This is a genomic window from Sporanaerobium hydrogeniformans (genome assembly GCF_002735925.1).
GTDB lineage: Bacteria > Bacillota > Clostridia > Lachnospirales > Cellulosilyticaceae > Sporanaerobium > Sporanaerobium hydrogeniformans.
Window position 1 is genome coordinate 116006 of the sequence record NZ_PEDL01000005.1, and the last position, 24343, is coordinate 140348.

The window sequence follows — 24343 nt, forward strand, 5'->3', positions numbered from 1 at the left end:
TAATAAGAAATGAGGGCATAATGAAATTATAATTGAAAGGGGTCATTGTAAATGTCATTTATTGAAGATATTAAAGCAAGAGCAAAAAGTAATAAAAAAACAATTGTATTACCTGAAACAACAGATATACGTACTTTGAAAGCAGCCCACCTTGTATTGCAAGAAGAGATTGCTAATGTAATTCTCATTGGTGATGCAGCTGAAATTCAAGATAAAGCAGAAGGCTTAGATCTTAGCCAAGCGGAAATTATAAATCCTAAAACATTTGAAGAAATGGATACGTATATAACAGAGCTTGTAAAACTAAGAGAGAAAAAAGGAATGACAATTGAAAAAGCAAATCAACTCTTACATAACGATCCTTTATTCCTAGGCGTTATGATGGTTAAACAAGGTAAAGCAGATGGGATGGTAGCAGGTGCAATTAATGCAACTGCAGATGTACTTAGACCTTCTCTTCAAATTCTAAAAACAGCACCTAATACAAAACTTGTTTCAGCTTTCTTTGTAATGGTGGTACCAGACTGTGACATGGGGGCTAATGGTACCTTTATTTTCTCTGATGCAGGCCTTAACCAAAATCCTAATTCAGAAGAGCTAGCAGCTATTGCGCAAAGTTCAGCTAAAAGCTTTAGTCAGCTTGTAGGACAAGAGCCTGTTGTAGCTATGCTTTCTCATTCTACTTATGGTAGTGCAAAACATGCAGATGTGGATAAAGTAGTAGAAGCAACTCGTATTGCAAAAATGGAAGCACCTGACTTAAAAGTAGATGGGGAGCTACAATTAGATGCAGCAATTGTAGCATCTGTTGGTAAAGCTAAGGCACCATCTAGTTCAGTAGCAGGACAGGCTAATGTCCTTATCTTCCCTGATTTAGATGCAGGTAATATTGGGTATAAATTAGTGCAAAGGCTTGCAAAAGCAGAAGCTTATGGACCTATTACACAAGGTATTGCAAAACCTGTTAATGATCTTTCAAGAGGCTGTTCAGCAGAAGATATTGTAGGTGTTGTAGCGATTACAGCTGTTCAAGCACAATAAATTAGTAGATAAAATTAAAGGAGTGGAAACTAAAAATGAACGTATTAGTTGTAAACTGTGGGAGTTCTTCCCTTAAATATCAATTATTAAACATGGATAATGAGTCTGTTATTGCAAAAGGAATTTGTGAACGCATTGGTATTGATGGTTCTTTCATCAAACATACAACAGAAGGGCAAGACTCTGTAAAAGTAGTAGTAGATTTTCCTAATCATAAAGTAGCACTTGAAAAGATGCTTGCTATGTTAACGCAAGGTGAAACAGCTTGTGTTAAACCAGAAGAGATTAATGTTGTAGGTCACCGTGTTGTACATGGTGGGGAAAAATTCAATGGTTCTGTTATTATTACTGAGGAAGTTGAGAAAGCAATTGAAGAGTGTAGTTCACTTGCACCCCTTCATAATCCAGCTAACTTACTAGGAATTGACGCGTGCCGCGAACTGATGCCTAATGTACCAATGGTAGGTGTATTTGATACAGCCTTTCATCAAACAATGGCGAAAAGTGCTTATATGTATGCTATCCCACAAGAATATTACAAAAAGTATGGTATCCGTAAATATGGTTTCCATGGAACTTCTCATAAATATGTTTCTGAAAGAGCAGCACAGATGCTTGGTAAACCTCTTGAGGAAACCAAAACTATCGTTTGCCATTTAGGAAATGGGGCAAGTATTTGTGCAGTAGATGGTGGAAAATCTGTTGAAACAACAATGGGATTTACACCACTTGCAGGACTTATCATGGGAACACGTTCAGGGGATATCGATCCAGCTATCGTAACGTTCCTTATGGAAAAAGAAGGTCTATCTGCTAAAGAAATAGATACTATTTTAAACAAAAAGTCAGGTGTTGAAGCACTTTCTGAGTTATCAAGTGACTTCCGTGAAATTGAAGATGGCGTTGTAGCTGGCGATCCAGCTTGTCGTTTTACAATGGATGCTTATCAACATAGAGTAGTAGCTTATATTGGTGCTTATGCAGCACTTATGAATGGTGTAGATGCCATTGCCTTTGCAGGTGGACTTGGTGAAAACAATGCTATTATGCGTGAAGAAATTGCTAATATGCTTACTTGGTTAGGTGTTGAAATTGACCCAGAAAAAAATAAATGCCGTGGGGTAGAAAGAGATTTAACAAAGCCATCTTCAAAAGTAAAAATGCTTCTTATCCCTACAAATGAAGAGTTAATGATTGCAAGAGATGCTGTGACATTAGTTGCTAAATAAGTCATTGACAAATAATCCTAAGCTATGTATAATTACAGAAGTGTTACTTAATGGAGTGAAAAAATGAAGATTGATATCCATGAACTTTTAAACAAGTCGGAAATTGTCTTTAGAGGTGAAGAAGTCATTAGTCTTCTTGAACACAATTTATCTGACCAAACACATGACTACAAAGTAAATGTGGAAGGAAAAGTGACGAAGCAAGGCAACCGCTACTTGGTCCAAGGAACATTATCTTCTACATTAAAACTGTTATGTGACCGTTGTATGAAAGAAGTTGAATATCCTATTCATACGGAATTATACAGGGTATTTTCATCTGATTTGAATGAACAACATCAAGATGAGGATGTTACTCCGTTAACAGAGTCAAGTGTTGATTTGTCAGATGCGATTAACGAAGCAATTGCCTTGGAAATTCCAATGAAGGTACTTTGCAAAGAGGATTGTAAAGGGATCTGTCATGCATGTGGACAAGACTTAAATGTGACGTCTTGTACTTGTGAAAAAGCAGACATAGACCCAAGACTTGAAAAGTTAAAAAATATTTTTCACCCTCAGAGTGAAGAGTAGTATTAAGAGGAGGTGTTAATATGGCAGTGCCAAAAAGAAAGACATCGAAAGCTAGAAGAAATCAAAGACAAGCAAATTGGAAACTTTCTCCACTTAATTTAGTGAAATGCCCTAAATGTGGTGAATTAATGATGCCACACCGTGTATGTAAAGCTTGTGGTTCTTACGCTAATCGCGTTGTAGTAAAAGTAGATTAATTCCCTAAAAAGACAGCTTCTAGCTGTCTTTTTGTCTATTTAATTTCATGTATATTTAATGGATGTAGAGAGAATGATAAGGATGATGCAAATGTCAAGAATAGCTATAGATGTTATGGGTGGGGATAATGCCCCTTATGAAATAATAAAAGGGTGCGTGGAAGCAAGCAAAAACATTTCTTCTACGTTGGTTCTTGTAGGTAATGAACAAATCATTAGTGAGCAACTTAAGGGTGCTACTTATAATAAAGATAAAATAGAAATCATTCATGCAGAAGAAGTAATCACAATGGAAGATGCACCCGTACAAGCTATCCGTCAGAAAAAGCAATCTTCTATGGTAATTGGCCTAAAACTTTTAAAGGATAAACAAGTGGATGGGTTTATTAGTGCAGGAAGTAGTGGTGCTCTCTTAACAGGAGCTACTTTAATTGTAGGGCGGATTCGTGGAGTGGACCGTCCAGCTTTAGCACCGATTATCCCTACTAAGACAGGTTATAGTTTACTTATTGACTCAGGAGCCAATGCAGATGTTAAGCCAGGGTATTTAGTACAGTTTGCGCGTATGGGTTCTGTTTATATGAAATGCTGTATGGGGGTAGAGAAGCCTAAAGTAGGGCTTATCAATATAGGTGTTGAAGAAGAAAAAGGGAATCAACTGACTAAAGAGGCATTTAAACTACTTTCTGAGGATACTCAAATAGCATTTTCGGGAAATATAGAGGCACGAGATATTCCATCAGGTAAAGTAGATGTTTTAGTGTGTGATGGATTCGTTGGTAATGTGGTATTAAAATTTATGGAGGGCTTTGGAGGCTGGATTTTATCTATGCTTAAAGCGGAATTTATGCGTAATTTTAAAACAAAATTTGCTGCATTACTTTTAAAGAAAGGTATTTATACCATTAAAGATAAATTTAGTTATTCTACTAAAGGAGGGGCACCTTTCTTAGGAGTAAAAGGACTTGTGGTGAAAACACATGGTAGTTCCAAAGCCCAGGAGATTTATAGTACAATTTTTCAAACAGAAGGCTTTATACGTGAAGGGCTTATTGAAAAGCTAGAAAGTAATTTAAGTGAAAATATAAATTAAATATTGACTAGCTCGTAACTATATAATATTATCAAACTATAAATATTTATAAGAGGTGTTGACATGGTATTAGATAAAGTGAAAGAGATAATTAGTGAGCAATTTAATATTTCACAAGAAGAGGTAACAGCGTATACGTCTTTTACAGATGATTTAAATGCAGATTCTCTTGACATTTTTCAAATCATAATGGCAATAGAAGAAGAATACGAAATAGAAATTTCCAATGAGGATGCTGAAAAAGTATCTACAGTAGGAGAAGTTGTAGAATATATTAAAGAACAAACTGGATTAGAGTAATGAAAGGGCCTCGCATAGCGAGCTTTTTAGTATATGAAAAGACATAGGATAAGGAGATAAATGCATGGGAAGAAAAATAAATCCAGAAAATCAAATACAAGTAATGGAACGCCTACAAGAAGTAATAGGTTACGTATTCAAAGAACCTTTGACTTTGAGAGAGGCCTTAACACATAGTTCATATGCTAATGAACATCGTCATAAGGGTTTAAAAGATAATGAAAGACTTGAATTTTTAGGCGATGCTATTTTAGACCTTATTATTAGTGAGTATTTATTTAGGAAATGCAAGGCAATGCCTGAGGGGGACTTGTCTAAAATAAGAGCTAGTATTGTTTGTGAAGGTTCTCTTGCTCAAACTGCCAAGATATTGCAGCTAGGAGATTATTTGCAGCTTGGCAAAGGAGAAGAAATGACCGGTGGAAAAACAAGGGCTTCTTTATTGGCAGATGCTTTTGAAGCATTAACAGGGGCTATTTTTTTAGATGGTGGGTTTGAGCAGGCTAAAGCTTTTTTGGAAAAGACTCTGGTAAAGGAAGTAGAAAAGTTAGGACCACTAGAGGATTTATATAAAGATTATAAGACACTTCTTCAAGAGCATATTCAAAAGGAAAGTACGACCCCTCTTATTTATGAAGTGACAGGTGAAGATGGACCGGACCATGATAAAAACTTTTATGTAGAGGTTTATCATGATACAATATGTCTTGGAAAGGGTGTCGGTAAAAGTAAAAAAGAAGCTGAGCAGGATGCTGCAAAAAGGGCTCTTTATACAGTAAGACATTAGAGGTGGAGTATGTACCTAGATAATATAGAGATTCATGGCTTTAAATCTTTTGGAGATGCCGTGAAATTAAATATTCCCCATGGAATTACAGGGGTTATTGGTCCGAATGGAAGTGGAAAAAGCAATGTAGCGGATGCTATTAGATGGGTATTAGGGGAACAAAGTGCAAAAAGTTTACGTGGAAGTAAAATGGAAGATATTATTTTTGCAGGAACCTCAAAGCGTAAATCCTTAGGTTATGCAGAAGTAGCGATGGTTATTAAAAATCCTAATAAAATCATGTCTATAGATTACTCGGATGTAGTGATCAAAAGACGCATTTACCGTTCAGGGGAGAGCGAATACTTTATTAATGGAAGTCAGTGTCGTTTAAAAGATATACAAGAACTTTTTATGGATACAGGGGTGGGGAAAGAAGGTTATTCCATTATAGGACAAGGTCAAATTGATAGAGTACTTAGTTCTAAACCAGAAGAACGTCGTACACTTTTTGAAGAGGCAGCAGGAATTTATAAATACAAGGTAAGACGCCTAGAAGCTGAAAAGAAACTTGACAAAGAAAGAGAAAACTTAACACGTGTAAAAGATATTCTAAGTGAAATTGAAGGACGTTTAGAACCTTTAGAGAAAGAAGCTGAAAAAACAAAGCAATTTTTGCGCCTCAAGGAAGAATTAAAAACATTAGAGCTTACTATCTTTTTGCATGAGGTAGACCGCTTAGAGCAAGAACTTACTACATTAAAATTAAATAGTAAAAATCTACAAGAAGAAAATCAACAAGTTACCTTAGAGAAAGAAAACTTAAATATAAAAAATGTGGCTTATAAGAGACAAAAGAGTGAGTTGTATGAAAATATTGAAAAACTTATTGAACAAATAGCTTTAATTGAAAAAGAAGAAGAAAAAAAGAATAGCCAAATAGAACTCAATAAGGAGCGTATGCTTCATACAGAAAAACTTCTGACTCAGCTTAAAGAGGACCAGGAGAAGCAGGAAGCTACTCATAAGAATCAGCAAGAAAAAATAGCTTTATTTGAAACCAAAAGTACTGCCTTAGAAATGGAAAAAGCTTCAAAAGAAGCTGTTTTAAAAGAAGCAGAAGAAGCATTTATGATACTTAATAAAGAGTTAGAAAATATGGAAGGTACTATTGATATATCTAAGGCTGAATTTTATAAAAAACTAAGAGAAATGGATGCTTTTAAAGCAGAAATTCAAAAGAATAGTAGTGTGGAAAGTCAGCTTGATTATCGCATAGCTCAAATTACAGAAAATATTGCGATTATGAATAGTGAGATCCAACATGAAGAGGTGCATATCAGCGTACTTGAACAAAAAGTGCAGCAAGTAGATGGGCAAATACGTCTTTCTAAGGAACGGTTAGTAGAGGAAGAAAGTACTAAAAAAGATCTAGAAATACAATATGAAACGCAAAATCAAAAGACAATTGTCAACGAGCAAAATCTTATGCAAGCTACTAGACAATTGAAGTGGCTTCAAACTATTAAAGCAGAACACGAAGGCTATTTTGCAAGTGTGAAGCAAGTTTTAAAGCAAGTAGCAGAAGAGCCTAAAAAGTGGTCAGGCATTATAGGGGTAGTAGGAGAGATTATTGAGGTACCTCAAAAATACGAAACCGCTATTGTCACAGCGCTAGGTGGGGCTATCCAATACATAGTGACTGAGACAGAACAAACGGCAAAAAACATGATTAGATTCATGAAACAAAAAAATATTTCAAGAGTGACTTTTTTGCCTAAAGATACAATGGCAAGTGGAAATGACATTAACGAACCGAGTATGCTACAAGAAGAAGGTTTTTTAGGTGTGGCTAGTCATTTAGTTACTTATGAAAAGAGTTATGATGCCATTATACAATCTTTATTAGGACGAATTCTAATAGTTGATAATATGGATAATGCTTCCCGTATTGCTAAGAAATATCACTATAGGTATAAATTAGTGACACTAGAAGGGGAAATTTTTAATGCAGGTGGAGCTTTAAGTGGAGGTAGCACTAAAAATCAAAGCAATAATATTTTTTCACGTAATCGTGAAATTAAAGGTTTAGAAGAAAAAGTAAAAGATTGTACAAAAGAAGCAAAACTGTATAAAGAAAGTTTAGAGCAACTTAAGGAGCAGTTATTAAATGTTCAAATGAATTGGGAAAATTGTAGACAGCATGTGCAAGTATTACAAGAAGAAGCTAATAATATTAATCTTGAACTAGAAAAAAAGAGACATGCCCTAAGGCTTATTAAAGGTAATCAAATTCAGCTGATAACAGAACGGAATAATTTAGAAGAACAATTAGAAAAATTAAAACAAATAAATGGAACTATTGAAGAAAAATTAGAGTTTTTACAAGAAACGATTGGTCAAGAAGAACGTTCTATTACTACTTTAGAAGGTCGCTTAACACAACTTAAAGAACAAAAGGAAAAGGCTTTACAAGAGGTAACAGAAAAGAAAATTAGTTTATCAGTGACAGAACAAAATAGAATTTATCTTAAACAGCAACTTTTAGATTTGCAGGAACAATTAGTACAACATTCAGCCAAAGAGGTAGAGGTAGAAGAACTATTAAGAAGCTATGAAGAAGAAAAAGAAAAGCTTTTAAAGGCTAATGAAATGATTAGGATACAAATAACTACCTTAGAAGAGCAAAAGGAAATCTGTCATTTCAAACGTCAGGAATACAATGTACTAAAAATAGAGTTAGAGAATCAAGAGCTCGAAATGGAAAAACAAATGGAAATTAATAATGAGCGTTTGGAAAAGCTAAGGGAAGAAAGATTTCGTTTAGATAACAAAAAAGAAAACTTAGAACTCCAAAAACAAACTTGGGGGAATACTATTTGGGAACAGTATGAACTTACTTATAATCATGCACAGGCTTATAGACAGCCCTATACTCATATTGGAGAACTTAAAAAGACGAGTGCAGATATAAAATTTAAAATTAAGCAAATGGGAAGTGTAAATACCAATGCTATAGAAGAGTTTTCAGAAATCTCACAACGCTTTCATTTCCTAAATAATCAAAGGTTAGATATAGAAAAAGCAGAAATGACTCTTTTAGAGATGATTCAAAATCTTACGGAGCAAATGCAAGCTATCTTTAAAGTACAGTTTGAAAGTATTGCAAAAAACTTCTCAGTAGTTTTTAAAGAACTATTTGGTGGTGGCGAGGCCTATTTGGAATTAACGAATCCTGAAAATATACTCGAATCAGGCATCGAGATTATTGCTATGCCACCAGGTAAAAAATTACAAAACATGACATTACTTTCAGGTGGCGAACGTACACTAACAGCTATTTCACTTATATTTGGTATTCTTACCTTAAAGCCATCCCCTTTTTGTGTGTTGGATGAAATCGAAGCAGCCCTTGATGATGCTAATGTTATTCGGTTTGCAGACTACTTAAGTCGTCTTTCTCATGAAACTCAATTTATTGTTATTACACACAGAAAAGGAACAATGGAAAGGGCGAATACTCTTTATGGTGTAACAATGCAAGAACGAGGAGTATCTACTGTTTTATCTATTCAACTAGAAGAAGCAAAGGACTATCTTGAAAATAAAAAGACTAGCTAGGAGGAACAAGTGTGAGTTTATTTAAAAAATTATTCGGTAAAAAAGAAGAAATCAAGCCAGAAACAGCTTTAACAGACAGGCCTGAAGAAGGAATAGTATCTGCTAAAATAGTTGAAAGTATAGAGGATGGAAAAGACGAAAAGAAGCAGGCCATACTTGAAGAAGTATCTGAACCTTTATCTAAAGTTTTGGATAAAGAAGAAGGCATTACAAGTGAAAAATTAGAAGAGAGTATTCAAGTAAGAGAGGATGAAAAGGAAGAGGTGATAGGGGCACCTAAGCAAGGATTTATAAAAAAATTATTTAGTGGTCTTACTAAAACCCGTGATACCTTATTAAAAGGAGTTGATGAGGTATTAGGTGCTTTTAAACAGATCGATGAAGACCTTTATGAGGAATTAGAAGAAGCACTCATCATGGCGGATTTTGGAGTAGATACGACTTTGCACATCATGGAAGAGTTAAGAAGTTATGTAAAAGCACATAAAATTTCTGAGCCCTCTGCTTTAAAAGAAGCCTTACAAACGATTATTACAGAAATGATTATGGCTCAACCAGAAGATTTAATGGTTCAAGAAGGGCCTACTGTTGTCCTTGTTATTGGTGTGAATGGAGCAGGTAAAACAACAAGTATAGGAAAACTAGCCCATCTCCTAAAACAAAATGATAAAAAAGTTCTTTTAGCAGCAGCAGATACTTTCCGAGCAGCAGCTATTAATCAACTTCAAGTATGGGCAGATCGAGCAGGGGTAGACCTCATTAAACATGAGGAAGGATCTGATGCGGCGGCAGTAGTATTTGATGCTATTGCAGCAGCTAAATCACGTAAAGTAGATGTGCTGATTTGTGATACAGCTGGACGTCTTCAGAATAAAGTTAATTTAATGAAGGAACTAGAAAAAATATCTCGTATTATTGAAAAAGAGTATCCAGAAGCCAAAAAAGAAATTTTAATTGTTTTAGATGCTACAACTGGTCAGAATGCTTTACAACAAGTAAAACTTTTCAAGGAAGTAGCTAATATTAATGGCATTATTTTGACCAAGTTAGATGGGACTGCAAAGGGTGGAGCAATTGTAGGGATCTATTCAACCTTCCAAGTACCTGTTAAATATATTGGTGTAGGAGAAAAGATAGATGACCTTCAACCCTTTGATTCTGAAGCTTTTGCTAAAGCACTTTTTAAAAACAACTAAAAGTTTTTTGAAATAATGGTTGACAAATAACAAGGTTTTCTTTATAATTCAGGTGTAAAGTAAAAAGGGCTGACAGTAGTCGAGGTGGAAGATGGAAAAGTTTGTAGTCATCACCTATTTATTTGATTTTTATCAAGAACTTCTTACAGATAAACAAAGAAATTTATTAAGAGAGTATTATTTTGAAGATCTTTCTTTAGGTGAGCTTTCGGAGCAACATCAAATTAGTAGGCAAAGTGTATTTGATACTATTAAAAAAGCCGAGCAAAAATTACTCGATTATGAAAGCAAGTTAAACCTTTTTTCGAGGCATCAAGTAGAACAGCAAACCTTCCTTAAGATAAAGGCGTTGTGTGAGAAAATGTATGCACATGTAGAAGGTGAGTATGCAATAGCTCTGAACGAGATTGTCACATTAGTAGATGGATTTATTAATAAGATTTAGGAGGACTTTTAGATGCCCTTTGATCAATTATCATCTAAATTGCAAGATGTGTTTAAACAACTAAAAGGTAAAGGTAAGCTTACAGAAAAAGATTTGAAGGTAGCTTTGCGTGAAGTAAAGCTTGCTCTTTTAGAAGCAGATGTTAACTTTAAGGTTGTTAAGAATTTTATTAAGACGATAGAGGAACGTGCTGTTGGACAAGAAGTTATGGAGAGTTTAACTCCTGGACAGCAAGTGATTAAGATTGTTAATGAAGAGCTTATTGCTTTAATGGGTTCGACTCAAAGTAAGCTAACTTTTGCAACACGTGGTATTACGACCATTATGATGGTAGGGCTTCAAGGAGCTGGTAAGACCACAACAAGTGCCAAACTTGCGGCACTAATAAAGTCCCAAGGCAAGCGTCCTTTATTAGTAGCATGTGATGTTTATAGGCCTGCTGCTATTGAGCAACTTACGAAGGTAGGTAAACAAGTTAACGTCCCTGTTTTTTCCATGGGGATAGATGTGAATCCTGTAGACATTGCTAAAGCCAGTATGGAATATGCCAAAGAAAATAACTTTGATGTCGTATTAATTGATACAGCGGGTAGACTCCATATTGACGAGGTGCTTATGGATGAACTTAAGTGTATTAAATCCTCTCTAAAGCCTCAAGAAATTCTATTAGTAGTAGATGCGATGACAGGTCAAGATGCAGTAAATGTGGCAGAAGCCTTTGATAATGCTTTAGGTTTAGATGGGGTAGTCATGACAAAGTTAGATGGTGACAGCCGTGGTGGTGCCGCTTTATCTGTTAAGGCAGTTACTAATAAGCCTATCAAATATGTAGGGATGGGTGAAAAGTTAGGTGATCTAGAGCCTTTCCACCCAGAGCGTATTGCTTCGCGTATACTAGGAATGGGTGATGTGCTTACACTGATTGAAAAGGCACAACAAAATATAGATGAAAAAAAGGCAAAAGAGTTAGAAGCTAAATTTCGTAAGGCAGAGTTTAACTTTGAAGATTTTCTTGAGCAAATGGAACAAGTAAAGAAAATGGGGCCTATTAGTCAGCTTATTGGGATGATCCCAGGATTAAATACAGCTAAACTAGGGGATGTCCAAATAGATGATAAGCAAATGAATTATGTGGAAGCTATCATATTATCTATGACTAAGGAAGAGCGTCTTAATCCTAGCCTTCTCAATATGTCACGTAAGAAACGTATTGCAAAGGGATCAGGAAGAGACATTCAAGAAGTCAATCGTCTGATTAAGCAGTTTGAACAAATGCAAACAATGATGAAGCAATTTTCAGGCGCTATGAAAGGCAAAAAAGGTAAATTTAAATTTCCTTTTATGTAAATAAATAATTTAATTATAAGGAGGTGAAAAAAATGGCAGTAAAAATTCGTTTAAAAAGAATGGGTGCAAAAAAAGCTCCTTTCTATAGAATCGTTGTAGCTGACTCTCGTTCTCCAAGAGATGGTCGTTTCATTGAAGAAATAGGTTACTTCAATCCTTGTCAAGAACCAAATGAATTAAGCATTAATAAAGAAGCTACTCAAAAATGGCTTAACAATGGTGCACAACCAACTGATACAGTTAAAGATTTACTTAAAAAAGCAGGTATGGAAATGTAATTCCTTATAAGGGAGGCAATCCTATGAAAAGTTTATTACAAACAATTGCTAAAGAATTAGTAGATTATCCTGACAAAGTTACTGTGTCACAAAAAGAAGAAGAAGACAAAATTATTTTAGAGCTTAAAGTAGCCCCAGAAGATATGGGTAAAATAATTGGTAAACAAGGTCGAATAGCTAAGTCTATTCGTACTATTATAAAAGCTGCAAGCCTTGATGTAACTAAAAAGGTTGTAGTGGATATTGTTGAATAGGTTAGGGATTTTCCCTAACCTTTCTTCTATATTTTAGAGAATACACGTTTATACTATGAAATAAAAGATTCTCTATGAATGAGGATAATTTATTTTATAGTATAACTATTTAAACAGATGAAAAGGGTGATAGACAAATGGAAACAATGTTTACAATTGGCAAAATCGTAAATACACATGGCGTAAAAGGAGAACTCAAAGTGGTGCCTATGACAGATGAACCTCAACGCTTTAGTTTGCTAAAAGAAGTTTTTATACAACGAAATACATTAGAGAAATATGAGATTCAAGGTGTACGTTATCATAAAAATTTTGTACTCTTAAAACTAAAAGGTGTAGAGGATATGGATGCAGGTGAGTTTTTTAAAAATGCTACACTTAAAATTGAGCGTAAAGATAGCTTACCTCTTAAAAAAGATGAATATTATATAAGTGACCTCTATGATTTAGAAGTCTATACGGAGGAAGGCCGCTATTTAGGAATTATAAGTGATATTATTTATACGGGAAGTAATGATGTTTATGTTGTTAAGCGTCCAGAACAAGGAAAAGACTTATTATTACCAGCTATTAAAGAGGTTATCAAGGAGGTTAATTTAGAAGTAGGTAAGCTGACTGTAAAACTTTTAGAAGGGCTTGAAGATCTATGAAAATAACTATCATGACCTTATTTAAAGATGTTGTTGAGCAGATGCTTAACTATAGTATTATGGGACGTGCACAAAAAAACAATGAAATGGAGTTTGAAGCAGTTGACATTCGTGACTTTGCTGGAAATAAACACTCACAAGTAGATGATTATCCTTATGGTGGAGGAGCAGGGATGCTAATGATGGCGCCTCCTATCTATAATTGTTTTGAGCATATTCAAATGACAAATACTTGTAAACCTTCTCGAGTAGTTTACGTGACCCCAAAAGGGCGTACATGGAATCAACAGATGGCACAAGAATTTTCAAAAGAGGAGCATATTGTTATTCTGTGTGGGCATTATGAAGGGATAGACCAGCGAGTACTAGATGAGATTGTAACAGATGAAGTTTCTATTGGTGATTATGTTCTAACAGGAGGAGAATTAGCCGCTCTTGTTATGGTGGATAGTATCGTTCGTTTAGTACCTGGTGTATTAGGTAAGCAAGAGTCTTTTGAGGAAGAATCCTTTAATGAAGGCCTTCTTGAGCATCCTCATTATACGCGCCCTGCTGTGTTTAGAGGTAAGGTTGTACCAGAAATTCTTTTGTCAGGTAATCACAAAAAGATTGAAGCTTATCGTCGTGAGCAATCTTTGATTGAAACGTATCATAAACGACCAGATTTACTAGAAAAGGCACCACTTACAGAAAAAGATAAAGCTTTTTTACAAGACTATGCAAAAAAAGTTGCTAAATAGTACAAGACATGTTATAATGCTAAATGTTATTACAGGTGGTCCGCTGTCACGCTCGTGTTAAGAACATCTTAGAAAAAAGGAGAAACGATTATGAACCCAATTATTAGAGAGATTGAAAACGCACAACTTAAAGCAGAAGTACCTTCATTTAACGTAGGTGACACAGTACGTGTTTATGCAAGAATCAAAGAAGGTCAAAGAGAACGTATACAAATGTTTGAAGGAATCGTTCTTAAAAGACAAAATGGTGGCGTACGTGAGACTTTCACAGTTAGAAGAATGTCTTATGGTGTAGGCGTTGAAAAAACATGGGCTCTTCATTCACCAAACGTTGAAAAAATTGAAGTAGTTCGTTTAGGTAAAGTAAGACGTGCAAAACTTAACTACTTACGTGACCGTGTAGGTAAGAATGCAAAAGTAAAAGAACTTATTAAATAATAAAAAAAGGACTTTCAAAGTCCTTTTTTTATTATTATCTTATTTTAAAGTAATAGACTTGTGAGAAAGAGCTCAAATGCATATAATAAAGATAGGGCTTTATTAAGCAGACTAGAAATAAACAATTAGCAAAAGTAAAGGTGAAAGCATGAATATACAATGGTATCCAGGTCATATGACCAAAACAAAACGATTAATTGAAGAGAATATTAAATTAGTAGACATTGTTATTGAATTATTAGATGCACGTGCCCCTTATAGTACAAAAAACCCAGATATTGATAAATTAGCTGGTAGCAAGATGCGACTCATTATTTTGAATAAAGCAGACTTAGCGGATGAAAAAATGACAGAAGTATGGATTAAATGGTATAGTGGAAAAAATATCAAGGTCATCCCCATTATTGCCACCAGTGGGAAAGGTATTAAAGAAGTTATAAAAGTAGCTGATGATATGATGCGTGAAAAAATAGAAAGAGATAAAGCAAGAGGACGTATTTATCGCCCCATACGTGCCATGATTGTAGGAATTCCTAATGTGGGAAAATCTACTTTTATCAATTCTTTAGTAGGAAAAGCTAGCACTAAAACAGGTGATAAACCAGGTGTAACTCGGGGAAAACAATGGGTAAAAATTAAAAAGGGCTTTGAACTTTTAGACATGCCAGGTATTTTATGGCCTAAGTTTGAAGACCAAGAGGTGGCTTGTAATTTAGCCTACATCGGTTCTATTAATGATAATATACTAGACAATCGTGAATTAGCCATTGGCCTCATTAAGCTAGGAACAAATCAATTTAAAGAAAAGTTAGAAGAACGCTATAAAGTCTCTTTACAGGAAGATGCCTATGAATCCTTTAAAGCCATTGCCTTAAAAAGGGGACTTATCAAGTCGGGTGGAGAGTTAGATGAGTTAAGGGCTTCACAAATTATCCTTGATGAGTTCAGAGCAGGAAAATGGGGACGTATTACTGTAGAAAAACCTAAAACCCATTAACAGAGAAAGAGAGATAACGATGGAAAATACTATGAATCAAGTGAAAAAAGGAATTGAATTTATTAAAGAGCTTGTTTTGGCTGTTTTGTTAGCATTACTTTTTACATCTTTTATTATGAGTCATAATAAAATTCCTACAGTATCTATGGTGGATACGATTAATGTAGGTGACCATATTTTAGTAAATTTACTTCCTTATTATTATCGGGATCCAGTTCAAGGAGAAATAGTTGTTTTTAAACAAGGTAAGGAGAGCTGGGTAAAACGTGTTATTGGCGAACCAGGAGATCTTATTGATATTCGTGAAGGCAATGTATATGTTAATGGTGAGAAATTAGATGAAAGTAGCTACTTAGCTGGAGAAGGGATTTCTGAGCCTACACATGCCACTTCGATTATATTTCCTTATCAAGTAGGAGAGGATGAATATTTCCTTATGGGGGATAATCGCCCTGAAAGTGGCGATTCACGTTATATTGGAGCAGTAAAGCGTGATAAAATTTATGGAAAAGGATGGATTAAGATTTATCCTTTTAATCAAATGGGTTCTTTAAATTAAAAAGTTATTTAACATAAATGGAGAAATGAGTGGCTGGTTTGAAAAATTATGAGCATTCTATAAAAAAAGTAATCGAATGGATAAAAGAACCTTTACTGGCTGTTTTGGCAGCTGTAATGCTATCTTGCTTTATTATCAGTCATACACATGTTCCTACAGGTTCTATGATTCCTAATATTTATCCAGGAGAACACCTGATTGTTAATCGTATGCCGTACTACTATAGGGATCCTAAGCCAGGTGAGATTGTTGTCTTTAAATTAGGAGGAGAAAATCTTATTAAACGTGTGATAGCTGTTCCTGGTGATATAATAATGATTCAAGAAGGAAAGGTATACATTAACGCCGTTCCACTAGATGAAGTAGATTATGTAGAGTCAGAGGAAAGCACGTATCTTTTTTCTGATTCCCCACTTACCTTTCCTTATAAAGTGCCTGAAGGTTATTATTTTATGATGGGAGATAACCGGAAAAATAGCAAAGATAGTCGCTATTTTGGGGCTATTCCTAGGGAAAGGATTTTTGCAAAAGCGGGTTTTTGTATCTATCCTTTTGAACGTGTCGGGTTAGTAAGATAGGAGAAATGATGAAAATATTAGAAATAGAAAACGATTTAAAGAAACTGAGTATAGAAGAGCTAAATAAAGGTATTGAAAAATATAAAGATGATGAGCGTTTAGGTGTAGTTAAGCTCCTTCAAAAATATGAAAAAAAGATGATGAGTTATCAAAAAGAAAAGCAAGAATGGCAGGAAAAGTGTGGTTTTGACAGAAGCTATCATCAGCAATCTCTTACACTTGCGGGTGTAGATGAGGTAGGGAGGGGGCCACTTGCAGGACCAGTAGTTGCAGCGGCAGTTATCCTTTCACCAGAGGCAAAGCTTATAGGGGTAAAAGATTCTAAAAAGCTTAGTGAAGAAAGACGCGAGGAACTCTATGATGCTATTATAAAAGAGGCGCTTGCAATAGGTATTGGTATAATAGAAGCACCTATTATAGATGAGATAAATATTTTACAAGCGACTTTTGAAGCAATGCGTCAAGCACTTCATTATTTAAAGAAGCCTTATGATTATTTACTAGTAGATGGTGATAAAACGATTCCTTGTATAGAAGTTTCTCAAAGTGCTGTTATTAAAGGAGACGATAAGAGCGCAAGTATTGCAGCAGCGAGTATCATTGCTAAAGTTACTAGAGATAGATTAATGAGAGAATATGCTAAAGAATATCCTGGATATGATTGGGAAAACAACAAAGGATATGGTAGCAGTAGGCATTATGAAGCTATTCAGCGATTAGGACTTACACCACTTCATCGTAAATCTTTTTTAAAAAATGAGGGGATAGATTGATTAATCGAGTAACAGTATTCCAAGAATTAATAAGTCAGATAAATAAAAATCAGGTAAAGGGATTCACCGATTCCCGTTTACTCCTTCAGGCGAAGGAGTTATTTTTAACTCAATTAAATGTAGGAGATATAGTACAAGGAGTTATATCTAAAGGGGATACAAATAAGCTTTTATTAGAACTTAAAATGGGTTTAAGTTTACCTATAGAACTTGATGGACAGGTGGAGATTGGAAAATGGATGCAGTTTATTGTACAGGACAAAACACAGGGAAAATGTGTTTTAAAACCTCATGATATAGGAAAAGAGGTAGGTGTTGTAGATAAAACACTGCAAGAATGGAAGTTGCCTGATAATTCTCAGATGAGAGAAATAATTAATGATTTTATAAAGAAACAATTACCTATGAATAAAGAAGTTTTAATGAAAGTGTATGGTTTAGCTAGAGGGCTAGAATTACCAATTAAGGTTTTAGTAAACTTTATAGAGGGTGGAATACCTTTAACAGAGAATAAGGGACAAATATTAGTTCAACTTAAAACAGGAGGTCTTGATGAACTGGTACGGTCTATAAAGGAGTTACTTATAAAGATAGAAGAACCTATTCTTTTGAAAGAGGCATTTGAAACCTTAGCAGCGAAAGTATCACCAGGAAAGCTAGAAGATGTTTTAAAGAGTCTTGTAGTAGAAAATATAGTCTATAATGAAAAAGCACAAGGTCCTATATTGATCAATAAAGATGGAGGAGCCCTGTTTTCAACTAACCTTACCTCAGAGCTATTTAACCAAGAGAAACAGGAAGGGTTAAATAGTATACAAGGAGAGGCATTTTCACGTCTTTTACAATTTGTTGAAAAGCAACCTTTTCTTTTGAAGAAGGTAGTAAGTTTACTCTATGATGAAAAAATAGTGTTTCAGCCCAAGGACACAAAAGCAATAAAAGAAGAGGCAAGTAAGCCGGTAGCAACTTATGAAGTGCTTGAAAAGCTTACAAAAACCTTAGAAAAAGCAAATCTATCTCTAGAAGATAAAGAGATACTTCATCAATTAAAACAGCCACTAACTGTTTTAAAAGAAGCGAATGTGGAAGGACAGTACTATCTCTTCCCTATTGCAACACCACAAAAAAATGTGCAAGGTGAAATGTATTTTTTTGAATCTAAAAAAGGAAAAAACAAGAAAAAGAATTCACTTTATGTTGTTCTTGCACTTACTTTCCCACATTTGCATAATATGGAAATACATATTCAAAAAGAAGAAAAGACTCTTCTGTTTCAACTCAAGGTAGAGGATGAAAGTATTAAAAATCATATTTTACCGTACTTGCCAAATCTTCAGCAATTAGTAGAGGAGACAGGCTTTACTATGCAAGGGCTGTTTTGGAGTTATTTAAAAGAGGAGGACCTTCCTGTTGAACCACTTAAGGATGGTAGCTTACAGCATATGGATTACAAAGTGTGAGGTGAGAAATGAAATATAAACATGAGAGAAAAGCAGCAGCTTTGTCCTATAACGAAGAAATGACTGCACCTACTGTTGTGGCAAGTGGTAAAGGTAAAGTTGCTGAAAATATTTTGAAAGAAGCAGAAAAGCATGGTGTACCTGTTTATCAAGATAACAAACTGGCTACAATCTTAACAGAAATAGAAGTAGGAAATCAAATTCCTGCAGAACTTTATGAATTAGTAGCAAAGATTATGGTGTTTGTAGGAGATATGGATAAATTATATGCAAAAACAAAAAGTACACATGAATAAAAGAGAACTAGGTAACTACTATGAAGAGTTAGCTGTTCAATATTTAAAGGAAAAAGGTTATAGAATACTAAATAAGAATTTTTATTGCCGCTTTGGTGAAATAGATATTATTGCTGAGCAAAATAAAACACTTGTATTTGTAGAAGTTAAATATAGGCAAAGCAGTTATTTTGGTTATCCTTGTGAAGCAGTTAACTATAAGAAAAGACAACGGATTGGACGCACTGCCTGTTTTTATTTAAGACAGTATTATCGTTATGAAGTAAGTTGTCGATTTGATATTATTGAAGTTTTAGAGGGCAATATACATCATATAGAATCAGCTTTTTAAAAGGAGTAAGAAATGAACGAAAAGTATCCTTATCGATTGATAACGAATAAAGAGGTGACTTATTTACAATTTAGTTTATGGGAAAAAGAAGACAAACTAGTCCATGGATTTACCACAAGGCACGGTGGTGTAAGTACGGGTATTTTAGCTAGCCTAAACCTGGGTTTTAATAGAGGTGATGACAAGGAGAAGGTATATGAAAACTATCAACGAGTATGTAAGGCCCTGGAGGTAGAGTGTTCTTCTTTGGTTCTTTCTAAACAAGTACATGAAACACATATTGAAAAGGTGACAGAAGAAGAAAAAGGAAATGGGTTTAATCGACCCAATAAGTGGGAGAGTGTAGATGGTCTTTATACACGCACAAAGGGAGTAACATTAGTTACTCATTTTGCAGATTGTGTTCCTCTCTTTTTTTATGCTCCTGGTTATGATATTGTAGGAATGGCACATGCAGGTTGGCGTGGAACGGTGGGGCAAATAGGACGAAAGATGGTAGAACTTTGGGTGGAAAAAGAATGTATACCTCTTTCGGCTATTCAAGTAGCTATTGGCCCTTCTATTGGCCCTTGTTGTTTTGAAGTAGATAAAGAGGTAGCAGATATTTTTAAAGCTGTTTTTGGTGAGGAAGATTTTATACAAAACACATCTAAAGAGCAAAAATATAACATTGATTTATGGGCCTGTAATAAGCAGGTACTTATGAATTGCGGAATCCTTGAACATAATATAGTAGTAAGTAAGCTGTGTACATGTTGTCACGATAACTTGTTTTTTTCACATCGCAAAACGAAAGGACAACGAGGAACATTAGGAGGATTTATGGCTCTGAAAGACTAAGGAGATGAGAGACTTGAATTATAAAGAACATAAAATTATGGCAGTTGAGCCAGAAAGTATTGCAGAAGAAGTAGGAATAGAGGCAGGTGATACACTGCTTGGGATTAATGAAGAAAATATACAAGATGTTTTTGATTATCGTTATCTTATAGCAGACGAAGAAATAACGTTAGCTATTCGTAAGGCTAATGGAGAGGAATGGGCCATTGAGATAGAAAAGGAATATGGTGAAGATTTAGGGTTAGTATTTGAAAATAGTTTGATGGACGAATTAATCCGTTGCCGTAATAAGTGCCTTTTCTGTTTCATTGACCAACTTCCTCCCAATATGCGTGAAACGGTTTATTTTAAAGATGATGATTGGCGTATGTCCTTTTTAAATGGAAACTATATTACATTAACAAATATGGCGGAAACCGATATGGACAGACTTATTAAATATCACTTATCGCCTATCAATATTTCTATACATGCTACTTCTAAAGAGATTAGAGAACATATGCTTACTAATCGTTTTGCAGGTGATATTATTAGTCAAATTAAACGTTTAGTTGAAGCAGGTATTGAAATTAATGGACAGATTGTACTTTGTAAAGGGATTAATGATGGCGAAGTACTTGATCAAACGATTCGTGATTTAAGTGCCTTTATTCCACATATTTTATCACTTACTGTTGTACCAGTTGGCATTTCAAAATTTAGGGAGGGTCTAGCTTCTTTGAAGGGATTTGATAAAGAGTCTTCTAGAGAAGTTATAGATATTATTCATAGTTGGCAGAACTATTATTTGGAAAAGATGAAGACACGATTTGTTTTTGCTGCTGATGAATTTTATATAAAGGGGGAGGTACCACTTCCTACCTATGAAGAGTATGAGGATTTTCCTGTTTTAGATAATGGGGTAGGGATGGCTACCAAGTTTAGACATGAGCTCCTAGAGGCACTTGAGCAAAAGGATTGGAGTAAAGTCTCACAAAAACCTTTTAAAGCCAGTATAGTGACAGGATGTCTTACCGAGGATTTTATGAAGGAATGCGTTCAACTTTTAAAAGAAAAATGTCCAAGTCTTACCCTAGAAGTTTATCCAGTAAGTAATCATTTTTTTGGCGAAGAGATTACTGTAACCGGTTTATTAACGGGACAAGATATTTTAAGAACCTTAAGGCAAAAAGAAAATTTAGGACAAGTCGTGCTTTTAGCTGAAAATATGTTAAAATGTGGTGAAAACATTTTATTAGATGATTACAGTATAGAGCGTCTACAAGAAGAACTACGTCTACCTATTGTGATTGTTCCTAATCAAGGGAGCCTGTGGCTAGATCAAATTATAGAATTAAAGGAGAAACAAATATGAGCAAACCAATTGTAGCTGTTATAGGGAGACCAAATGTTGGAAAGTCTACCCTATTTAATCGCTTAACAAAATCAAAAACATCCATTGTTGATGATACACCTGGCGTGACACGTGACCGTATTTATGGAGAAGTAGAATGGCTTACCCATAAATTCACCTTAATTGATACAGGAGGAATTGAACCAGAAAGTACAGATATTATTTTAAGTCAAATGCGTAGACAAGCTGAAGCCGCTATTGAAGCAGCAGATGTTATTGTCTTCCTTGTAGATGTGAAAACAGGTTTAACAGATTCAGACATGCAGGTAGCAAACATGCTACGTAAGTCACATAAACCAGTTGTGTTAGTAGTAAACAAAGTAGATGATATGATTAAACAAGTGATGGGAGTATACGAGTTTTATAACTTAGGATTAGGTGATCCTGTACCTATTTCAGCAGGTCAACCTCTTAACTTAGGAGATATGCTTGATGAGATAGTAGCACATTTTAAAGTAGATCAAGAAGAAGTTGAAGAAGATGATCGCATTAAAGTAGCTATTATTGGTAAACCCAATGTAGGAAAATCCTCTTTAGTTAATAAAATAGTAGGAGAAGAGCGTGTTATTGTTAGTGACATTGCAGGTACTACAAGAGATTCAGTGGATACAGACGTAGAGATAAATGGTCAAAGATATACACTAATTGATACAGCTGGACTTAGGCGAAAAAGTAAAATTAAAGAATCTATTGAAAAGTATAGTATTATTCGTACTGTAGCAGCTATTGAGCGTGCAGATATTATCCTCATTATGATTGATGCAAAAGAAGGTATTACAGAGCAAGATACTAAAATTGCTGGAATGGCTCATGAAGCTGGTAAAGGTTGTATTATCGTAGTTAATAAGTGGGATGACATTGAAAAAAATGATAAGACCATGAATGTCTATTTAAAGGACATTACGAATACACTAGCTTATATGCAATATGCACCTTGCCAATTTATTTCAGCTAAAACAGGGCAACGCCTATCTAAGCTTTTTGAGACTATTTATGCAATTGCTCAGAATCAAACAATGCGTATTAGTACAGGTGTATTAAATGATGTACTCTATGAAGCAATGGCTATGAATCAACCACCCTCTGACAAGGGTAAACCACTTAAGATTTTCTATATGACTCAAGTGAGCGTCAAACCACCTACTTTTGTTATTTTCGTCAATGATAAGGAATTGATGCATTTCTCTTATCAGCGCTATATAGAAAACCAAATGAGAGAAGCTTTTGGCTTTAAAGGTACACCACTTAGGTTTATAATAAGGGAAAAAGGGGAGAAGGATTAATATGTATCGACTTATATCATTTGTGATCGGCTACCTATTTGGGGGCATTCAGTCAGCTATTTTATATGGTAAGCTTAAAGGGATTAACATCACAGAACAAGGAAGTGGTAATCCAGGAACAACAAATGCTATTCGGGTTATGGGTAAAAAAGCAGGTGCTATTGTACTAATAGCAGATGTTTTTAAGGCAGTAGTAGCCATTTGTTTGGCTAGAATGTTATTTCAAAACGAGCCAAGCATTTTAGTTGGACTTTACAGTGGAATAGGTGCCATTATTGGGCATAATTATCCTGTGTTTTTTAAATTTAAAGGAGGAAAAGGGATTGCAACAACAGCAGGTACACTTATTGCTGTTGATTACCGTTTATTTTTAATTTCTGCAGCAATCTTTTTGATTTGCTTTGGGATTACTCGTATTGTATCGCTAAGCTCTCTTTTGTTATCTGCTGCAGTACCCATTCTCCTTATTTTGTTTTACTGTGGGGAACAAGGAAATGTTGGCATAGAGGCAATGCTTCTTGGATTTGTCATTACAGCACTTGCTTTTTACCGTCACAAAGCCAATATTCGCAGACTTATTGATGGAACAGAAGCAAAGCTAACGAGCAAAAAATAGAAAAGAAGGTGGTTCCTATGAAAAATATAGCAGTAATAGGCGCAGGAGGTTGGGGACTTGCACTTGCCCTACTTCTTAATGAAAAAGGAAATAATGTAACGATTTGGTGTTATGATGAAGTAGAAAAAAACATGATTCTGCAGCATAGAGAAAATAAACGATGTCTACCAGGTATTAAATTGCCAATTGAAATGGCTTTTTTAACCAATATGGATGAAGTATTAAGAGATAAAGATGTTGCTATTTTAGCAGTACCTTCTAAAGCTATTCGTACAACAGCAGAGTTAATGAAACCCTATCTTTCTAAAGATACGATTATTGTAAATGTATCAAAAGGAATAGAAAACGAGACTTTAATGCGTTTGTCAGAAGTTATTAATGAAGTTTTACCTGAAAATAAAGTTGTTGTTTTGTCTGGACCAAGTCATGCAGAAGAGGTTGCACGCCATGTCCCCACAACAGTGGCTGTGAGTAGCTTGGATGAAGCGAGTAGTGAGTTTATTCAAGAGCTATTTATGAGTCATTATTTCCGTGTTTATACAAACGATGATTTAATCGGCATAGAAATGGGAGGTGCACTTAAAAATGTAATTGCTCTTGCAGCAGGTGTGATTGAAGGAATGAATTATGGTGACAACACTAAAGCTGCCCTTATTACACGGGGCATTGCAGAGATTACTAGGCTAGGTGTAGCTATGGGAGGAAAAGCAAGTACTTTTGCAGGCTTAGCTGGTATTGGCGATTTAATTGTAACTTGTACGAGTGGTCATAGTCGTAATCGGCGTGCAGGTGAACTTTTAGGACAAGGCTATACCATTGATGAAGCTTTAAAAAAGGTAAATATGGTAGTAGAAGGTGTACCTACTGCAAAGGCAGCTCATGCATTGATGCTTAAATATGCTATTGAAATGCCTATTATTGAAGCAGTCTATCAAGCATTATTTGAAAATAAATCTACAGCAGAAGCCATTACAATGCTTATGCAACGTGATAAAAAAAGTGAACTTTAAATAAAGAATAAGGTATATATCTGCCCTTTGTACCATATA

Annotated in this window: 28 protein-coding genes; all 28 read left to right on the forward strand. The window is 34.9% G+C overall.

Translation table 11 applies throughout. The features are described 5' to 3' along the window. Positions 1-51: 51 nt before the first annotated feature. The 28 genes from pta (at position 52) to CS063_RS07325 (ending at position 24304) form a co-directional block, all read left to right on the forward strand. A complete protein-coding gene (gene pta, locus CS063_RS07190) occupies positions 52-1041 on the forward strand; it encodes a phosphate acetyltransferase (RefSeq protein WP_099449017.1) in 990 nt (329 codons plus the stop codon). Between the two features lie 35 nt (positions 1042-1076). Beyond that, positions 1077-2270 (forward strand): acetate/propionate family kinase, encoded by a 1194-nt coding sequence (locus CS063_RS07195; protein WP_099449018.1) that lies wholly within the window; start codon positions 1077-1079, stop codon positions 2268-2270. Positions 2271-2333: 63 nt separating this feature from the next. After that, positions 2334-2843 carry a YceD family protein gene (locus CS063_RS07200; protein ID WP_099449019.1) on the forward strand — a complete coding sequence of 170 codons (510 nt, stop codon included), beginning with the start codon at positions 2334-2336 and terminating at the stop codon, positions 2841-2843. A 20-nt stretch (positions 2844-2863) separates the two neighbouring features. Beyond that, on the forward strand, positions 2864-3040 hold the full coding sequence (gene rpmF / locus CS063_RS07205; RefSeq protein ID WP_013657315.1) for a 50S ribosomal protein L32: 177 nt from the start codon (positions 2864-2866) through the stop codon (positions 3038-3040). Between the two features lie 91 nt (positions 3041-3131). After that, positions 3132-4133 carry a phosphate acyltransferase PlsX gene (gene plsX, locus CS063_RS07210; RefSeq protein ID WP_099449020.1) on the forward strand — a complete coding sequence of 334 codons (1002 nt, stop codon included), beginning with the start codon at positions 3132-3134 and terminating at the stop codon, positions 4131-4133. A gap of 63 nt (positions 4134-4196) precedes the next feature. After that, positions 4197-4433 carry an acyl carrier protein gene (acpP, locus tag CS063_RS07215; RefSeq protein WP_099449021.1) on the forward strand — a complete coding sequence of 79 codons (237 nt, stop codon included), beginning with the start codon at positions 4197-4199 and terminating at the stop codon, positions 4431-4433. A gap of 64 nt (positions 4434-4497) precedes the next feature. Beyond that, positions 4498-5220: a ribonuclease III gene (gene rnc / locus CS063_RS07220; protein WP_099449022.1), complete on the forward strand. Its 723-nt coding sequence runs from the start codon at positions 4498-4500 to the stop codon at positions 5218-5220. 9 nt (positions 5221-5229) lie between these two features. Beyond that, entirely contained in the window at positions 5230-8820 is a 3591-nt protein-coding gene (smc, locus tag CS063_RS07225) for a chromosome segregation protein SMC (RefSeq protein WP_099449023.1), read from the forward strand. A gap of 266 nt (positions 8821-9086) precedes the next feature. Beyond that, entirely contained in the window at positions 9087-10016 is a 930-nt protein-coding gene (gene ftsY / locus CS063_RS07230; protein ID WP_334293218.1) for a signal recognition particle-docking protein FtsY, read from the forward strand. A 91-nt stretch (positions 10017-10107) separates the two neighbouring features. After that, positions 10108-10461, forward strand: a complete 354-nt coding sequence (gene ylxM, locus CS063_RS07235; protein WP_099449025.1) for a YlxM family DNA-binding protein — start codon at positions 10108-10110, stop codon at positions 10459-10461. 12 nt (positions 10462-10473) lie between these two features. Further along, positions 10474-11808 carry a signal recognition particle protein gene (gene ffh, locus CS063_RS07240; RefSeq protein ID WP_099449026.1) on the forward strand — a complete coding sequence of 445 codons (1335 nt, stop codon included), beginning with the start codon at positions 10474-10476 and terminating at the stop codon, positions 11806-11808. A 32-nt stretch (positions 11809-11840) separates the two neighbouring features. After that, positions 11841-12086: a 30S ribosomal protein S16 gene (gene rpsP, locus CS063_RS07245; RefSeq protein WP_099449027.1), complete on the forward strand. Its 246-nt coding sequence runs from the start codon at positions 11841-11843 to the stop codon at positions 12084-12086. Between the two features lie 23 nt (positions 12087-12109). Next, complete coding sequence (locus CS063_RS07250; protein WP_099449028.1) at positions 12110-12340, forward strand: KH domain-containing protein; 231 nt, start codon at positions 12110-12112, stop codon at positions 12338-12340. Positions 12341-12477: 137 nt separating this feature from the next. Beyond that, positions 12478-12990: a ribosome maturation factor RimM gene (gene rimM, locus CS063_RS07255; RefSeq protein ID WP_099449029.1), complete on the forward strand. Its 513-nt coding sequence runs from the start codon at positions 12478-12480 to the stop codon at positions 12988-12990. Then, complete coding sequence (gene trmD, locus CS063_RS07260; protein ID WP_099449030.1) at positions 12987-13730, forward strand: tRNA (guanosine(37)-N1)-methyltransferase TrmD; 744 nt, start codon at positions 12987-12989, stop codon at positions 13728-13730. Before rimM ends, trmD begins: the two co-directional genes overlap by 4 nt. A gap of 90 nt (positions 13731-13820) precedes the next feature. Further along, the gene (gene rplS, locus CS063_RS07265) at positions 13821-14168 is read left to right on the forward strand and encodes a 50S ribosomal protein L19 (protein WP_099449031.1); all 348 of its coding nucleotides are present in this window, start codon (positions 13821-13823) and stop codon (positions 14166-14168) included. A gap of 148 nt (positions 14169-14316) precedes the next feature. After that, entirely contained in the window at positions 14317-15165 is an 849-nt protein-coding gene (gene ylqF, locus CS063_RS07270) for a ribosome biogenesis GTPase YlqF (protein ID WP_099449032.1), read from the forward strand. Between the two features lie 19 nt (positions 15166-15184). Then, complete coding sequence (gene lepB, locus CS063_RS07275; RefSeq protein ID WP_099449033.1) at positions 15185-15724, forward strand: signal peptidase I; 540 nt, start codon at positions 15185-15187, stop codon at positions 15722-15724. A gap of 29 nt (positions 15725-15753) precedes the next feature. Next, a complete protein-coding gene (gene lepB / locus CS063_RS07280; RefSeq protein ID WP_308415450.1) occupies positions 15754-16302 on the forward strand; it encodes a signal peptidase I in 549 nt (182 codons plus the stop codon). 8 nt (positions 16303-16310) lie between these two features. Next, a complete protein-coding gene (locus tag CS063_RS07285) occupies positions 16311-17075 on the forward strand; it encodes a ribonuclease HII (RefSeq protein WP_099449034.1) in 765 nt (254 codons plus the stop codon). Then, positions 17072-18535 carry a hypothetical protein gene (locus CS063_RS07290; RefSeq protein ID WP_099449035.1) on the forward strand — a complete coding sequence of 488 codons (1464 nt, stop codon included), beginning with the start codon at positions 17072-17074 and terminating at the stop codon, positions 18533-18535. The genes CS063_RS07285 and CS063_RS07290 overlap by 4 nt, the downstream gene beginning before the upstream one ends. Positions 18536-18543: 8 nt before the next feature. Continuing rightward, positions 18544-18831 (forward strand): EscU/YscU/HrcU family type III secretion system export apparatus switch protein, encoded by a 288-nt coding sequence (locus CS063_RS07295; protein ID WP_099449036.1) that lies wholly within the window; start codon positions 18544-18546, stop codon positions 18829-18831. Beyond that, the gene (locus CS063_RS07300) at positions 18803-19162 is read left to right on the forward strand and encodes a YraN family protein (RefSeq protein WP_308415451.1); all 360 of its coding nucleotides are present in this window, start codon (positions 18803-18805) and stop codon (positions 19160-19162) included. Before CS063_RS07295 ends, CS063_RS07300 begins: the two co-directional genes overlap by 29 nt. Before the next feature lie 12 nt (positions 19163-19174). Continuing rightward, positions 19175-20002 (forward strand): peptidoglycan editing factor PgeF, encoded by an 828-nt coding sequence (pgeF, locus tag CS063_RS07305; protein WP_099449037.1) that lies wholly within the window; start codon positions 19175-19177, stop codon positions 20000-20002. Between the two features lie 4 nt (positions 20003-20006). Then, complete coding sequence (locus tag CS063_RS07310; RefSeq protein WP_180270721.1) at positions 20007-21356, forward strand: DUF512 domain-containing protein; 1350 nt, start codon at positions 20007-20009, stop codon at positions 21354-21356. Continuing rightward, a complete protein-coding gene (gene der, locus CS063_RS07315) occupies positions 21353-22678 on the forward strand; it encodes a ribosome biogenesis GTPase Der (RefSeq protein ID WP_099449038.1) in 1326 nt (441 codons plus the stop codon). Before CS063_RS07310 ends, der begins: the two co-directional genes overlap by 4 nt. A 1-nt stretch (position 22679) precedes the next feature. Further along, on the forward strand, positions 22680-23294 hold the full coding sequence (plsY, locus tag CS063_RS07320) for a glycerol-3-phosphate 1-O-acyltransferase PlsY (protein WP_099449039.1): 615 nt from the start codon (positions 22680-22682) through the stop codon (positions 23292-23294). A 17-nt stretch (positions 23295-23311) separates the two neighbouring features. Further along, positions 23312-24304: an NAD(P)H-dependent glycerol-3-phosphate dehydrogenase gene (locus CS063_RS07325; protein WP_099449040.1), complete on the forward strand. Its 993-nt coding sequence runs from the start codon at positions 23312-23314 to the stop codon at positions 24302-24304. Positions 24305-24343: the final 39 nt, after the last annotated feature.

Bases quoted from the DNA above. Each gene is read 5' to 3' on its own strand.
- pta (WP_099449017.1), top strand. From the start codon at position 52: ATGTCATTTATTGAAGATATTAAAGCAAGAGCAAAAAGTAATAAAAAA.
- CS063_RS07195 (WP_099449018.1), top strand. From the start codon at position 1,077: ATGAACGTATTAGTTGTAAACTGTGGGAGTTCTTCCCTTAAATATCAA.
- CS063_RS07200 (WP_099449019.1), top strand. From the start codon at position 2,334: ATGAAGATTGATATCCATGAACTTTTAAACAAGTCGGAAATTGTCTTT.
- rpmF (WP_013657315.1), top strand. From the start codon at position 2,864: ATGGCAGTGCCAAAAAGAAAGACATCGAAAGCTAGAAGAAATCAAAGA.
- plsX (WP_099449020.1), top strand. From the start codon at position 3,132: ATGTCAAGAATAGCTATAGATGTTATGGGTGGGGATAATGCCCCTTAT.
- acpP (WP_099449021.1), top strand. From the start codon at position 4,197: ATGGTATTAGATAAAGTGAAAGAGATAATTAGTGAGCAATTTAATATT.
- rnc (WP_099449022.1), top strand. From the start codon at position 4,498: ATGGGAAGAAAAATAAATCCAGAAAATCAAATACAAGTAATGGAACGC.
- smc (WP_099449023.1), top strand. From the start codon at position 5,230: ATGTACCTAGATAATATAGAGATTCATGGCTTTAAATCTTTTGGAGAT.
- ylxM (WP_099449025.1), top strand. From the start codon at position 10,108: ATGGAAAAGTTTGTAGTCATCACCTATTTATTTGATTTTTATCAAGAA.
- ffh (WP_099449026.1), top strand. From the start codon at position 10,474: ATGCCCTTTGATCAATTATCATCTAAATTGCAAGATGTGTTTAAACAA.
- rpsP (WP_099449027.1), top strand. From the start codon at position 11,841: ATGGCAGTAAAAATTCGTTTAAAAAGAATGGGTGCAAAAAAAGCTCCT.
- CS063_RS07250 (WP_099449028.1), top strand. From the start codon at position 12,110: ATGAAAAGTTTATTACAAACAATTGCTAAAGAATTAGTAGATTATCCT.
- rimM (WP_099449029.1), top strand. From the start codon at position 12,478: ATGGAAACAATGTTTACAATTGGCAAAATCGTAAATACACATGGCGTA.
- trmD (WP_099449030.1), top strand. From the start codon at position 12,987: ATGAAAATAACTATCATGACCTTATTTAAAGATGTTGTTGAGCAGATG.
- rplS (WP_099449031.1), top strand. From the start codon at position 13,821: ATGAACCCAATTATTAGAGAGATTGAAAACGCACAACTTAAAGCAGAA.
- ylqF (WP_099449032.1), top strand. From the start codon at position 14,317: ATGAATATACAATGGTATCCAGGTCATATGACCAAAACAAAACGATTA.
- lepB (WP_099449033.1), top strand. From the start codon at position 15,185: ATGGAAAATACTATGAATCAAGTGAAAAAAGGAATTGAATTTATTAAA.
- CS063_RS07285 (WP_099449034.1), top strand. From the start codon at position 16,311: ATGAAAATATTAGAAATAGAAAACGATTTAAAGAAACTGAGTATAGAA.
- CS063_RS07295 (WP_099449036.1), top strand. From the start codon at position 18,544: ATGAAATATAAACATGAGAGAAAAGCAGCAGCTTTGTCCTATAACGAA.
- CS063_RS07300 (WP_308415451.1), top strand. From the start codon at position 18,803: ATGCAAAAACAAAAAGTACACATGAATAAAAGAGAACTAGGTAACTAC.
- pgeF (WP_099449037.1), top strand. From the start codon at position 19,175: ATGAACGAAAAGTATCCTTATCGATTGATAACGAATAAAGAGGTGACT.
- CS063_RS07310 (WP_180270721.1), top strand. From the start codon at position 20,007: ATGAGAGACTTGAATTATAAAGAACATAAAATTATGGCAGTTGAGCCA.
- der (WP_099449038.1), top strand. From the start codon at position 21,353: ATGAGCAAACCAATTGTAGCTGTTATAGGGAGACCAAATGTTGGAAAG.
- plsY (WP_099449039.1), top strand. From the start codon at position 22,680: ATGTATCGACTTATATCATTTGTGATCGGCTACCTATTTGGGGGCATT.
- CS063_RS07325 (WP_099449040.1), top strand. From the start codon at position 23,312: ATGAAAAATATAGCAGTAATAGGCGCAGGAGGTTGGGGACTTGCACTT.